This window comes from Lysobacter sp. CFH 32150, assembly GCF_022758295.1.
Classification (GTDB): domain Bacteria; phylum Pseudomonadota; class Gammaproteobacteria; order Xanthomonadales; family Xanthomonadaceae; genus CFH-32150.
Genome location: NZ_JALDWJ010000007.1, coordinates 35727 through 49482 on the forward strand (window position 1 = coordinate 35727; position 13756 = coordinate 49482).

The 13756-nt window shown below is 65.9% G+C and carries 12 protein-coding genes; all 12 read left to right on the top strand.

All coding sequences use genetic code 11. The annotated features are described in order from the left end of the window. Positions 1-119 precede the first annotated feature (119 nt). The 12 genes from thrC (at position 120) to leuB (ending at position 13411) form a co-directional block, all read left to right on the top strand. Positions 120-1406 carry a threonine synthase gene (thrC, locus tag MO486_RS10070; RefSeq protein WP_242907017.1) on the top strand — a complete coding sequence of 429 codons (1287 nt, stop codon included), beginning with the start codon at positions 120-122 and terminating at the stop codon, positions 1404-1406. 77 nt (positions 1407-1483) lie between these two features. Next, complete coding sequence (locus MO486_RS10075; protein WP_242907019.1) at positions 1484-1621, top strand: hypothetical protein; 138 nt, start codon at positions 1484-1486, stop codon at positions 1619-1621. A 102-nt stretch (positions 1622-1723) separates the two neighbouring features. Further along, on the top strand, positions 1724-3472 hold the full coding sequence (locus tag MO486_RS10080) for a dihydroxy-acid dehydratase (protein WP_345779207.1): 1749 nt from the start codon (positions 1724-1726) through the stop codon (positions 3470-3472). 116 nt (positions 3473-3588) lie between these two features. Further along, positions 3589-4602 (top strand): ketol-acid reductoisomerase, encoded by a 1014-nt coding sequence (ilvC, locus tag MO486_RS10085; protein WP_242907023.1) that lies wholly within the window; start codon positions 3589-3591, stop codon positions 4600-4602. Further along, positions 4599-6329 carry an acetolactate synthase 2 catalytic subunit gene (gene ilvG / locus MO486_RS10090; protein ID WP_242907027.1) on the top strand — a complete coding sequence of 577 codons (1731 nt, stop codon included), beginning with the start codon at positions 4599-4601 and terminating at the stop codon, positions 6327-6329. The genes ilvC and ilvG overlap by 4 nt, the downstream gene beginning before the upstream one ends. Then, a complete protein-coding gene (locus MO486_RS10095; RefSeq protein ID WP_242907029.1) occupies positions 6313-6549 on the top strand; it encodes an ACT domain-containing protein in 237 nt (78 codons plus the stop codon). The genes ilvG and MO486_RS10095 overlap by 17 nt, the downstream gene beginning before the upstream one ends. Next, positions 6546-7469 carry an aminotransferase class IV gene (locus MO486_RS10100; protein WP_242907031.1) on the top strand — a complete coding sequence of 308 codons (924 nt, stop codon included), beginning with the start codon at positions 6546-6548 and terminating at the stop codon, positions 7467-7469. Before MO486_RS10095 ends, MO486_RS10100 begins: the two co-directional genes overlap by 4 nt. A gap of 1 nt (position 7470) precedes the next feature. Beyond that, the gene (locus MO486_RS10105; RefSeq protein ID WP_242907034.1) at positions 7471-8592 is read left to right on the top strand and encodes a threonine dehydratase; all 1122 of its coding nucleotides are present in this window, start codon (positions 7471-7473) and stop codon (positions 8590-8592) included. Positions 8593-8603: 11 nt separating this feature from the next. Further along, the gene (locus MO486_RS10110; RefSeq protein ID WP_242907671.1) at positions 8604-10154 is read left to right on the top strand and encodes a 2-isopropylmalate synthase; all 1551 of its coding nucleotides are present in this window, start codon (positions 8604-8606) and stop codon (positions 10152-10154) included. Positions 10155-10196: 42 nt separating this feature from the next. Further along, the gene (leuC, locus tag MO486_RS10115) at positions 10197-11609 is read left to right on the top strand and encodes a 3-isopropylmalate dehydratase large subunit (RefSeq protein WP_242907036.1); all 1413 of its coding nucleotides are present in this window, start codon (positions 10197-10199) and stop codon (positions 11607-11609) included. Between the two features lie 142 nt (positions 11610-11751). Beyond that, entirely contained in the window at positions 11752-12333 is a 582-nt protein-coding gene (gene leuD / locus MO486_RS10120; protein ID WP_242907038.1) for a 3-isopropylmalate dehydratase small subunit, read from the top strand. After that, complete coding sequence (gene leuB / locus MO486_RS10125; RefSeq protein ID WP_242907040.1) at positions 12323-13411, top strand: 3-isopropylmalate dehydrogenase; 1089 nt, start codon at positions 12323-12325, stop codon at positions 13409-13411. The genes leuD and leuB overlap by 11 nt, the downstream gene beginning before the upstream one ends. Positions 13412-13756: the final 345 nt, after the last annotated feature.

The following is a 13756-nucleotide window of genomic DNA, read 5'->3' on the forward strand; positions in this document are numbered from 1 at the left end:
AGGGGAGGGCTGTGGAGGGGTGCAGTCGGATTCGATGAAACCTCATCGCACGCCGCTTCACCCCCTCCCAACCTCCCCCTGCATTCGCAGGGGGAGGAGCCAACAGCACAGGGCAGCCAATGAAGTTCATCAGCACCCGCGGCGGCACATCGCCAACGTCCATCGACACCGCACTCGTCGCCGGCCTCGCGCCCGACGGCGGCCTGTACGTGCCGGAGCGCTTGCCATCACCGTCGGAGCAACTTGCATACGACGACTTGGCGGCGACCGCGCATGCAGTACTTGCGCCGTACTTCGTCGACTCTGCTTTGCGCGATCAGCTCCGCGACATCTGCACGCACGCCTTCAATTTCCCCGCGCCGCTGCGCGCACTGACTTCATCCGACGCCTGGCTGCTCGAGCTGTTCCACGGCCCAACCGCCGCGTTCAAGGATTACGCCGCGCGTTTCCTCGCCGAAGTGCTGTCGCGCCTGCGCCAACCGGATTCGCCCCCGACGACCATCCTCGTCGCCACATCCGGTGACACCGGTGCTGCGGTCGCGGCGGCATTCCATCGTCGGCCCGGCTTCAATGTCGTCATCCTCTATCCCGACGGCCGCGTGTCGCCGCGGCAGGCGCACGGGCTGGAGTGCTGGGGCGACAACGTGCGCACGTATCGCGTCGCCGGCACGTTCGACGATTGCCAGCGGCTGGCGAAACAGGCACTCAGCGACTCGGAACTGCGCGCGCAAGTTGCGCTGACCACCGCCAACAGCATCAGCCTCGGTCGGTTGTTACCGCAGGCGGCGTACTACGCGCAGGCGTCAGCCCGTTTCCATGCCGAACACGGCACCACACTGAACTTCATCGTGCCGACCGGCAACCTCGGCAACGCCAGCGCGGCGTTGGTGGCCAAGCGCATGGGCTTGCCGATTGGCGAGATCGTGCTCGCCACCAATGCCAACGACGTCTTGCCGCGCTATTTCGACGGCGCGGATTACACGCCGCAAGCCGGTCGCGCGACGCTGGCGAATGCGATGGATGTGGGTGCGCCGAGCAATTTCGAGCGCCTGCGTTATTGGCATCGCGACGATGCCGAACTCCGTGCGGCATTGCGTGCCTATGCCGTCGACGACGCCACCATCCAGCAGACGATCCGCCAGGCCCCCCAGCGACATGGGGTCGTGCCCTGCCCGCACACCGCGACTGGCCTGCATGTGCTCGAGAGCCTGCACGAGCGTGGCGACGCACGGCCATGGGCGGTAGTCGCCACCGCGCACCCGGCCAAGTTCGAAGGCATCGTCGAGCCGCTGGTGGGCCATGCGGTCGAACCGCCGCCGGCCCTGGCGGCTGCATTGGCGCGACCAGCGGCATCGCAACCGCTCGCAAACGATTATCGGGCGCTATATAAGGAACTCAGCCCGTGACCGCCGTCCGCATTTAGTCCCTCGGTTGCTGCTGTAACTGTTGACGCCCACGAAAAGACCGTGTTTATATCGTACACATGACGCAACGCACCGCCCTGCCGCAGACCCTCCAGGCCACGCCTCCCGGCGTGCAGGTCGCGCTGGGCCTCGCGCTCGTACTCGTACTCGTAGTCCTTATTACCGTCCAACCAGGTGCGGGGTTCGGGTTCGCGTAAAGCAACCAGACAAACCCAGGGTTCTTAAAACGACCCCCGCACCTCGAAAAAGGTGCGGGGGTTTTCTTTTAAGGGCCTTGGTTTCAGAGGAAACCAAGAGCTGTGAAAAGCGACGCCATCAAAACCGGTCCCGCCCGCGCTCCCGCCCGCGCCATGCTGCGCGCCACGGGCCTGGACGACGCTGCCATCGCCAAGCCGCTGGTCGCAGTGGTGCATACGTGGACGGACGTCTCGCCATGCAACCTGACCCTGCGCGACCTGGCCCAGCACGTGCGCACCGGCGTGCAGGCCGGCGGCGGCACGCCGATCGAGTTCAACACGATCGCCGTGACCGATGGCATCGCGATGGGCAGCGACGGCATGCGCGCCTCGCTGGCGTCGCGCGAGACCATCGCCGATTCGATCGAACTCGTGGTCAGCGGCCACTGCCTCGACGCGATGGTGCTGCTGGTCGGTTGCGACAAGACCATCCCCGCTGCAGCGATGGCTGCAGCGCGGCTCGATATCCCGACCGTGATCCTCTATGGCGGCACGATCCTGCCGGGACATTGCAAGAACAAGCAGAAAGACAAGCCATTGACCGTGCAGGACGTGTTTGAAGCGGTCGGCGCGCATGCCGCCGGCAGCATCGACGACGCCGAACTGCACGACATCGAATCCCATGCCTGCCCCGGCGCAGGCGCCTGCGGTGGCCAGTTCACCGCCAACACCATGGCGATGGTGCTGACCTTCCTCGGCCTGTCGCCGCTGCAGCTCAACGACATCCCCGCGACGCATCCCGACAAGGCTGCCGCCGCGAAGCGCTGTGGCGAACTGGTGATGCAGCGCCTGCACGACGACGGCCCGCTGCCGCGCTCGATCCTGTCGCCGGCGTCCTTCCGCAATGCCGCGCGGGCCGTCTCGGCCACCGCCGGTTCGACCAACGCCGCGTTGCACCTGCTGGCGATCGCGCACGAAGCCGGCATCGAGTTCGGGCTCGAGGAATTCGAGGCCGCTGCAAAGACGCCGGTGATCGCCGACCTCAAACCCGGTGGCCGTTACACCGCCGCGGAAATGTTCGACATGGGCGGCGCGGCGCTGGTCGCACACGAACTGCGCAAGGCGGGACTGATCGACGACATCGCGACCGTCACCGGTCGTTCGTTCTTCGCCGAACTCGACGCGTTACCCGCCGCCGCTGCGCAGGACGTGGTGCGTCCGATCGCGGATCCGATCAAGCCGCGCGGCGGTTATTCGATCCTGTACGGCGATCTCGCACCGGAAGGCTGCATCGTCAAGCTCGCCGGCCACGGGCGCGAGCATTTCGAAGGCCCTGCGCGCGTGTTCGATTCCGAGGAATCCGCCTTCGCCGCGGTGCAGGCGCGCAGGATCCAGGCCGGCGACGTCGTCGTCATCCGCTTCGAAGGCCCGGCCGGCGGCCCAGGCATGCGCGAGATGCTTGCGGTCACTGCCGCGCTCGTCGGCCAAGGCCTCGGCAACGATGTCGCGCTGATCACCGATGGCCGCTTCAGCGGCGCGACGCACGGTTTCATGGTCGGCCACATCGCGCCGGAAGCCGCGCATGGCGGCCCGATCGCCAAGCTGCGCGACGGCGATCGCGTGCGCATCGATGTCGCGACACGGCGGCTCGACGTCGATGCCAACTTCGACGCCCGCGAACCCGTTCGCATCGCACCACGCGTCACTACCGGTGTGCTCGCGAAGTACGCACGCAGCGTCGGTTCCGCTTCGCGCGGCGCGGTCACGGCGCCCGGGCCGCTCGATGCAGTGCCCACGCGCGCGATCGCCGCCACGTTGCTCCACGAACACCCTGCTGCCGACCTTGATCTTGATCTTGTGGGAGCGACGTGAGTCGCGATCTGCAGCCCCCGAATCGCGACTCACGTCGCTCCCACAAAAGCCACAAAACCACAAAGCCGCAAACCCACAAGCACAACACCTTTCGATCACTCACAGGACCTAGCGCCATGACCACCAACACCAAGCCCCGCATCACCATCGTCGGCTACGGCAGCCAGGGTCGCGCGCATGCGCTCAACCTGCGCGACTCCGGCTTCGACGTCACCATCGGCCTGCGTCCGGGCGGTCCGACCGAACTCAAGGCCAAGGCCGACGGCTTCACCGTCAAGACGCCGGCCGATGCGGTCAAGGGCGCGGAACTGGTCGCAGTCCTGACGCCAGACATGGTCCAGCCGCAGCTGTACCGCGACGTGATCGAAGCGAACATCCCGCAGGGCGCGACGCTGCTGTTCGCGCACGGTTTCAACGTGCATTACGGACAGATCACGCCACGCGCGGATCTCGACGTCGTCCTCGTCGCACCGAAGGGTCCGGGTGCGCTGGTGCGCCGCGAATACGAAATCGGCCGTGGCGTGCCGGCGATCTATGCCGTGCACCAGGACTGCAGCGGCAAGGCCGAGCAGACCGCGCTGACGTACTGCGCGGGCATCGGCGGCGCGCGCCAGAACGCGATCAGGACCACGTTCAAGGAAGAAACCGAAACCGATCTGTTCGGCGAACAGGCCGTACTCTGCGGCGGCGCGACGAAGCTGGTGCAGGCCGGCTGGGAAACACTGGTCGAAGCCGGCTATCAACCGGAAGTCGCGTACTACGAATGCCTGCACGAACTGAAGCTGATCGTCGACCTGTTCTACGAAGGCGGCATCACCCGCATGCACGAGTTCATCAGCGAGACCGCGCAGTACGGCGCGCTGACCCGCGGCACCTACATCGTCGACGAGCACACCAAGGCGCAGATGAAGAAGGTGCTGGCCGAAATCCAGGACGGCACGTTCGCCAAGCAATGGATCGCCGAATACGCGGCCGGCAACGCCAACTACAAGGCGCTGAAGCAGGGCGACCTCGACCATCCGATCGAAACCACCGGCAAAAAGCTGCGGGCGGCGATGCCGTGGTTGCAGCAGCCGGCCACCAAGCCCGCCGCCACCGCGGCGAAACAACGGGAAGAGGCCACTGCATGAACGGCGCCCGCTGGCTGGTGCAAGCGCTGGCCGCGGAGGGCGTGGATACGCTGTTCGGTTATCCCGGCGGCGCGATCATGCCCTTCTACGATGCCCTGCATGGGGCGGACCTGAAGCACATCCTGGTCCGTCACGAGCAGGGCGCGGCCCTGGCAGCGAACGGCTATGCCCGTGCCAGCGGGCGAGTCGGTGTCTGCGTAGCCACGTCCGGTCCGGGCGCTTCCAATCTCGTCACCGGCATCGCCGATGCGTTCCTCGATTCGGTGCCGATGGTGTGCATCACCGGGCAGGTGTCGACGGCATTGATGGGCACCGATGCGTTCCAGGAACTGGACGTGTTCGGCATGACCATGCCGATCGTCAAGCACAGCTTCCTGCCGCGCACGGTCGATGAGTTGCCGGAGATGGTGCGCGAAGCGTTCCGCATCGCGCGTTCCGGCCGTCCCGGCCCGGTGCTGATCGATCTGCCGAAAGATGTGCAGATCGGCGATGCCGCGCATCTGCCGGAGCACGTGCCGGCGCCGGTCGACACCACGCCCGCGCCGTCCAAGCCTGCGCTGCATGCCGCGCTCGCGCTGATCGCGCAGGCGCAGAAGCCGGTGGTCTACGGCGGTGGCGGGATCGCGCTCGGCGAAGCGATGGACGCGTTCCGTGCCTTCGTCGAAGGCGCGCAGATCCCTACCGTGCTCACGCTGAAAGGCCTGGGCGCGTTGCCGGCCGCGCATCCCCTCAACCTCGGCATGCTTGGCATGCACGGCACCCGCGCCGCCAACCTGGCGGTGCAGGAAAGCGATCTGCTGATCGTGGTCGGCGCGCGCTTCGATGATCGCGCCACCGGCAAGTTGGCGGAGTTCGCACCGCATGCACGCGTCGTGCACATGGACCTGGACGCGGCCGAGATCGGCAAGCTGCGCTATGCCGATGCCGCGGTCAAAGGCGACATTGCCACCGCGCTGTCGGAGCTGACCGCAGCCTGTGCCGCGCACCTGCACGGCCGCAACGGCAATGCGCGCCGCGGTTGGCGCGACCTGTGCCGGCAACGCGCCCGCGAGTACGCCGCACGCTACGACGCGCCGACCGAGACCGTGTACGCACCGAAGCTGTTGAAGCGGCTGTCCGAACTGGCGCCGGACGCGATCGTTTCCTGCGATGTCGGCCAGCATCAGATGTGGGTCGCGCAGCACTGGCGCTTCAACGATCCGCGCGCGCACCTGACCAGCGGCGGTCTCGGCACCATGGGCTTCGGCCTGCCCGGCGCGATCGGCGCGCAACTGTCGTTGCCCGATGCGGACGTGATCTGCGTCAGCGGTGACGGGTCGTTCCTGATGAACGTGCAGGAGCTGGCGACGGTCGCGCGCTACCGCCTGCCGATCAAGATCGTGCTGCTCGACAACCAGGCCTTGGGCATGGTGCGGCAGTGGCAGGAGTTGTTCTTCGAGCGCCGCTATTCCGAGGTCGACCTCTCCGACAACCCCGACTTCGGCGCGCTCGCCGCGGCGTTCGGCGTGCCTGCGTTGCACGTGGATGCGCAGGCCGATGTCGAGGACGCGTTAGCCGAACTGCTCGCGATCCGCGGCCCGGCACTGCTGCACGTCGCGATCGACCAGGCCGCCAACGTCTGGCCGCTGGTCCCGCCCAACCGCAACAACGCGCAAATGATGTACGCCCCCCACGAAAGCACGCCAGAACACAGCCCGACGGAGACCCGCCATGCAATACCAGCTTGACCTGACCCTGCGTCGCGCTGAAGGCGCGCTGGCGCGCGTGATCGGCACCGCCGAACGCCGTGGCTTCCGCCCGATCAGCGTCGATGGCGAAACCCATGCCGACGGCGAGCGCTGGTACCTGCGCATGACCGTCGAAGGCGATCGTCCCGCCGAAGCGTTGCAGTCGCAGCTCGCCAAGTTGTACGACTGCCTGGCCGTCGAGGTGGCATCGTGTCCTTGACTACGACATCCGCGTCGCAACCGGCGGTGTCTCCCGGCACCGAACCAGCCACCGGCGAGCGTCCTTTGCAGCTCTGGTTCGACGGTGAAATCACCAGCAGCGAAGCCCTGCACGCGCCACTGACCACGCACGCGATGCATTACGGCAGCGGCGTATTCGAAGGCATGCGCAGTTATGCCACGCGCGATGGCGCTGCGGTGTTCCGTTTGCCGGAGCATCTCGAGCGCATGCGCAAAGGCGCCGAAGTGCTTGGCATCCGCTTCGATGTGCAACAAGCCGCTGCGGCGACACTGCAGGTGCTGCGCAGCAATGGTCATCGCGACGCTTACATCCGGCCCCTGGCCTGGGTGGGCGGCGGTTCGTTCGGCCTGGATATCGGTGCGCAACCGCACCACCTGATGGTCGCCTCCACCGCGACCAATGTGCATCTCGGTGGCAACCGCGCGCGCCTGACCGTGTCGAAATGGCGCCGCAATCCGGCGACTTCGCTGCCGCCGCTGAAGCTGTGCGGCGCGTACGTCAATTCGATCCTCGCCAAGCGCGAAGCCAAGGGTCGCGGCTTCGACGAGGCGTTGTTCGTCGATGAGAACGGCCTCGTGGTCGAGTGCACGGGCGCGAACGTGTTCTTCGCCAAGAACGGCCAGCTGATCGCGGTCGATCACCGCGACGCCCTGCCCGGCATCACCCGCAACACCCTGATCGCGCTCACCGGCGCGCGGTCGCGCCCGGCGACGCGCGCGGAATTGCTCGATGCCGACGAGGTGTTCGTCTGCGGTACCGCGGCGGAAGTCAGCGCGATTGCCGCGCTGGATCAGCGCGAGTACGGCGACAACCCGATCACCCGCGAACTGGCGGCGCTGTACGCGCGCGTGGTGCGCGGCGAAGTCCCGCAATACACGCACTGGCTGACGGCGACCTGACATGGAACCGCGCGTAGCCGAGCCTGAAGTAAGCGTCGCCGACGTATTGGCGGCACAGGCCCGGCTGCGTCCATATCTGAGCATCACCCCGCTGCATTACGCCGAACGTTTCGGCTGCTGGCTGAAGCTGGAGAACCTGCAGCGCACCGGTTCCTACAAGGTGCGTGGCGCGTTGAATGCGCTACTGGCAGCGCGCGAGCGTGGCGACACCCGCACCGTAATCGCGGCATCCGCCGGCAACCATGCACAAGGACTGGCGTGGGCCGGCTATCGCCTGCGCATGCCGGTGATCACGGTGATGCCGCGTTGCGCACCTGAAACCAAGATCGCCGGCGTGGCCCACTGGGGCGCGACGGTGCGCCTGCATGGCGACAGCTACGACGAAGCCAAGGCCTTCGCCGCCGAACTTGCCGCGCAGAACGATTACCGCCTGTTGTCGGCCTTCGACGATCGCGATGTGATCGCAGGCCAGGGCACCGTCGGCATCGAACTCGCTTCGCTAGTCCCGGATGTGGTGCTGGTGCCGATCGGCGGTGGCGGACTCGCTTCGGGTGTCGCACTGGCATTGAAGTCACAGGGCGTGCGTATCGTCGGTGCGCAAGTGGAAGGCGTCGACTCGATGGCGCGCGCGCTCAAGGACGACCACCGGTTGATCGAACCCGTCGCCACATTGGCCGACGGCGTCAGGGTGAAAGATCCCGGCAAGCTTACCCGGGCGCTGTTGCGCGACTTGCTGGACGACATCGTGATCGTGCGCGAAGCCGAACTGCGCGAAACCCTGGTGCGACTCGCGCTGGAAGAACACGTGATCGCCGAAGGCGCGGGTGCGCTGGCGCTGGCCGCCGGTCGTCGCGTGGCCGGCAAGCGCAAGTGCGCAGTCGTCTCCGGCGGCAACATCGATGCCTCTGTGCTGGCGCAATTGCTGTGCGACGTGCGCCCACGTGCGCCGCGCAAACCGCGGCGGCGTACGCAGGAGCCGGTTGCTGCGCTCACGTCATCGCCACCGACCTTCGCGATGGCTGCGCGACTTACGCAGGCTGTCGCCCCCGCGGCAGCCGATGCGCTCCTTACCCCCGTCGTTCCAATCTTCAGCACCACGCCAAAAGAGGAATGTTTGACGTGACTTCAGACGCAATTACCAACGCCGCAACCCCCGCACGAGTACGTATCTTCGACACCAGCCTGCGTGACGGCGAGCAGTCGCCCGGCTTCACCATGAGCGGCGCACAGAAAGTCCTGTTTGCGCATGCGCTGGCGGATCTCGGCGTCGACGTGATCGAAGCAGGCTTTCCCAACAGTTCGCCCGCAGATTTCAATGCGGTACAGACCATTGCGCGCGAAGTGCGCACCACCACCATCGCCACCCTGGCCCGCTGCCATCCCGCTGATATCGAAGCCTGCGCGCGCTCACTGCAGAACGCCGCCGCACCGCGCATCCATACCTTCATCTCGACCAGCCCGTTGCATCGCGAGCACAAGCTCGGGATGAGCAAGGCACAGGTGATCGAACACACCATCATGGGCGTCGAGCTGGCGCGCAGGCACGTCGACGACGTGGAGTTCTCCGCCGAAGACGCGCTGCGCACCGAGCGCGAATTCCTGGTCGAAGTCTTCAACGCCGCGGTCGAAGCCGGCGCACGCACGCTCAACGTCCCGGACACCGTCGGTTACACCACGCCGGCCGAAATCCGCGCGCTGTTCGAATACCTGCGTGCGAATGTCCGGGGCGGCAACGATGTCGTGTTCAGCGCGCACTGCCACAACGACCTGGGCCTGGCCGTCGCCAACTCGCTGGCCGCGATTGAAGGCGGTGCGCGCCAGGTCGAATGCACCATCAACGGCATCGGCGAACGCGCCGGCAACGCCGCGCTGGAAGAACTGGTGATGGCGATGAAGGTGCGCGGCGCCTACTACAACGTCGACACCGGCATCGATACGCCCAAGCTGCTCGCCACTTCGCGCCTGCTCTCGCGCATCACCGGCATCCAGGTGCAGCGCAACAAGGCCATCGTCGGCGCGAATGCCTTCGCGCACGAGTCCGGCATCCACCAGCACGGCATGCTGAAGAACCGCGACACCTACGAAATCATGCATCCACAGGACGTGGGCTGGTCCGATTCGCAACTGGTACTGGGCCGCCACAGTGGTCGCGCCGCGGTAGCCGATCGCCTGCGGCAACTCGGATACGTGTTGGAAGACGCCCAGCTCGACCAGGTCATCGCCGAGGCGAAGGCACTGACGCAGACGCAGCACGTGGTTAGCGATCGCGACCTGCAAAGGCTGGTGGAAGGCGAAAGTTTCGGTCCCGGCTGGCGCATCGCTGCACTCAGCCTCACCGATTACGGCCATCGCACGCGTGCGCATGTCGATCTGTCCGACCCCGACGGTCGCCATGTCATCCAAAGCGCCGAAGGCGATGGCCCGGTAGCGGCGTTGTTCGCGGCATTGGCGCAGGCGACGGGCGTGGATTTCGAGCTCGAAAGTTACGAAGTGCACAGCATGGGCGTCGGCCGCGATGCGCGTGGCGAAGCCAACCTGAGTGCGCGGATCGATGACGAAGTGCTCGCCGGCCAGGGCACCAGCCGCGACGTGCTGGAAGCGAGCGCCATCGCCTGGCTGGACATCGCCAACCGCCTGCTGCGCGACCGCAAGGTGTTGCCGCGGCTGGCAGCGGTCAACGGCTGATCCCGACAACGAATCCACAAGACCAACCACCAAAGCATCGCAATGACAGCCAAAACCCTCTTCGACAAACTGTGGGACGCCCATGTGGTCACGCCGGAAAGCGACATCGCGCCGGCGGTGCTCTACATCGACCTGCACCTGATCCATGAAGTCACCACGCCGCAGGCCTTTGCCGAACTCGATGCGCGCGGCCTCAAGGTGCATCGCCCCGGGCGCACCAAGGGCACACTCGACCATTCCACGCCGACGCTTCCCGTCGACGCCGACGGCGTGCTGCCCTATTACAACGCCGAAGCCCGCGCCCAGGTCGAACGCCTGCGCGATAACGCCGCGAAGCACGGCGTCGAACTGTTCGACTTCGACAGCGAGTATCGCGGCATCGTCCATGTGATCGGGCCGGAACTGGGCCTGACGCAGCCCGGCATGACCATCGTCTGCGGCGACAGCCACACCGCCACCCACGGCGCGTTCGGCGCGCTTGCCTTCGGCATCGGCACCAGCGAAGTCGGCCACGTGCTGGCCACGCAGTGCCTGCTGCAACGCAAACCTAAGACATTGGCGATCACCATCGACGGCGAGCTCGGTCCCGGTGTCACCGCCAAGGACCTGATCCTGCACGTGATCGGGGTGATCGGCGTCAACGGCGGCACCGGCCATGTCATCGAATACCGCGGGTCGACCATCCGCGCGTTGTCGATGGACGAGCGCATGACCGTGTGCAACATGTCGATCGAGGCCGGCGCGCGCGCGGGCCTGATCGCGCCGGACGAAGTCACCTTCGATTACCTGGCGCACACGCCACGCGCACCTCAAGGCGATGACTTCGCCCGCTCGATCGTGCGCTGGCGCGAGTTCCACACCGACGACGGCGCGAAATTCGATCGTGAAGTCCACATCGATGCACGCGACATCGCCCCGACCATCACCTGGGGCACGCACCCCGGTCAGGTCGCCGCGATCAACGCGCATATCCCCGCCGATCACAGCAGCGACGACGCCAAGGCGCGCGACTACATGGGCTGGAGCGCGCAAGCAGCCTTGGCCGGACGCCCGGTCGACGTGGTCTTCATCGGCAGCTGCACCAACTCGCGACTAAGCGATCTGCGCCAGGCAGCCGAAGTGTTGCGCGGCCGCCACGTGCATCCACGCGTGCGCATGCTGGTGGTGCCGGGTTCTGAACAGGTCAAGCGCGATGCCGAAGCCGAAGGCATCGACAAGATCGTGCGTGCCGCCGGTGCGGAATGGCGCGAACCCGGATGCTCAATGTGCATCGCCATGAACGGCGATCTCGTCGGCCCTGGGCAACTCGCAGTGTCGACGAGCAACCGCAATTTCGAAGGCCGGCAGGGCAAGGGCGCACGCACCGTGCTGGCCTCGCCACTGACTGCGGCGGTCTGCGCCATCACTGGCGTCGTGACCGATCCGCGCGACTTCCTGACCCGGGAGGCCGCGTGATGGGTGCTCTTGATCGTCATCCCTGCGAAAGCAGGGATCCAGCGGCTTTGCTCTTCAGCGGGACGGCTGCGGTCAAGGCGCTGGATTCCTGCTTTCCCAGGAATGACAAGTTTGCCGACGCCAGCATTCAGGAGATTTGCTGATGCAACCTTTTAGACAACTCACCGCGCGCACCATCGTCCTGCGCGAGCGCAATATCGATACCGACCAGATCATTCCGGCGCGTTTCCTCACCACCACCGAGCGCAAGGGTCTGGGCAAGCACGCGTTCAACGACTGGCGCACGCTGCCCGACGGTTCGAGCAATCCCGACTTCCCGTTCAATCGGGCCGAAAACGCGGGTGCGCAGATCCTCGTCGCCGGCCGCAACTTCGGCTGCGGCTCCTCGCGGGAACACGCACCGTGGGCCTTGCTCGACCTGGGCCTGCGCGCGGTGATCAGCGCCGAGATCGCCGACATCTTCCGCAGCAACGCGCTGAAGAACGGCCTGCTGCCGATCGTGCTCGACGCCTCCGTGGTCGACGAACTGCTGGCGCAACCCGGCATCGAACTGCAGATCGACATCGCCACGCGCACGCTGACCTTGCCCGACGGCCGCACGTTCCAGTTCCCGCTGGACGCCTTCGCGCAGACGTGCCTGCTCGAAGGTGTCGACCAGCTCGGCTACCTGCTCAAACAACAACCCGCCATCGAACGTTACGAAGAGGTCACCCATGCGCGCTGACATCGTTGTCCTGCCCGGCGACGGCATCGGTCCTGAAGTTACTACCGCCGCGGTTGCTGTGCTGAAGGCCGTCGGCAAACGCCATGGTCATGAATTTCGTTTCACCGAGCACCTGATCGGTGGCGCCGCGATCGATGCCACCGGCGAACCATTGCCCTCAGCCACGCTGGACGCCGCGCGGAAAGCCGATGCGGTGCTGCTTGGTGCCGTCGGTGGACCACAGTGGTCCGATCCGAAAGCGAAGGTGCGGCCAGAACAAGGCCTGCTGGCGATCCGCAAGGCATTGGGTCTGTACGCCAACCTGCGGCCGGTGAAGCCGCATTCGGTCGCGCTCGGCGCATCGCCGATCAAGCCGCACCTGCTACAGGGCGTCGACCTGATCGTCGTGCGCGAACTCACCGGCGGGATTTACTTCGGCGACAAGACCCGCAGCGCCGACAGCGCCAGCGACCTGTGCACCTACAGCGTCGGCGAGATCGAACGCGTCGTGCGTCGTGCCTGCGAACTCGCGCGTACGCGGCGCGGCAAAGTCACTTCGGTCGACAAGGCCAACGTGCTCGAGACCTCGCGCCTGTGGCGCGAAGTCGCTACCCGCGTGGTCGCGGAAGAGTTCCCGGACATCACCCTCGAACACCAACTGGTCGATTCGATGGCGATGCACCTGTTGGCCAAGCCGCGCGAGTACGACGTGATCGTCACCGAGAACATGTTCGGCGACATCCTCACCGACGAAGCCTCGATGCTGGCAGGTTCATTGGGCTTGTTGCCCTCGGCATCGCTCGGCGAAGGCCGTGTCGGCCTGTACGAACCGATCCACGGCTCCGCCCCGGATATCGCCGGCAAAGGCATCGCCAACCCCTACGCGACCATCCTCAGCGCCGCGATGCTGCTACGCCATTCACTGGGCCTGGAAGTCGAAGCCGCCTGCATCGAGCTGGCCGTCGACAAGGCACTCGATGCCGGCGTGCACACCGCTGACATCGCTTCCGCTGGCCGCGCGGCGAACACTGCTGCCGCAACGGCTGCGGTACTGGAACAGCTGCAGGCGCACTGTTACGTCGCCGAGCTACGCGACTGATGCGCTTCGCTCTTCAGCCCCTGAAAAACCTGAAGCGGCGATCAACGCCATAACCCGAAGGGCGGCGCGCACGGATGCGCGCCGTTTTTCGATCGAGGCATGGATGCCGAGTCGAAAAATCTCCGCAAGCTCCATGCCGCGAGCTGTGCTCTTGCCAAGGAGGCCATTTCTTTTGGTTACTTTTCTTTGGGCCAGCAAAGAAAAGTGACCCGCTGCGCAGCAGTGGAATGCTCTTGCCTTAAAAAACAGAAAGACAAAATCAAAATGGACCCGGCTTCCGCCGGGATGACGAGCAAGGGCAGAAGCAGAGCAAAGTCACTGGATCCCCGCTTTCGCGGGGATGAC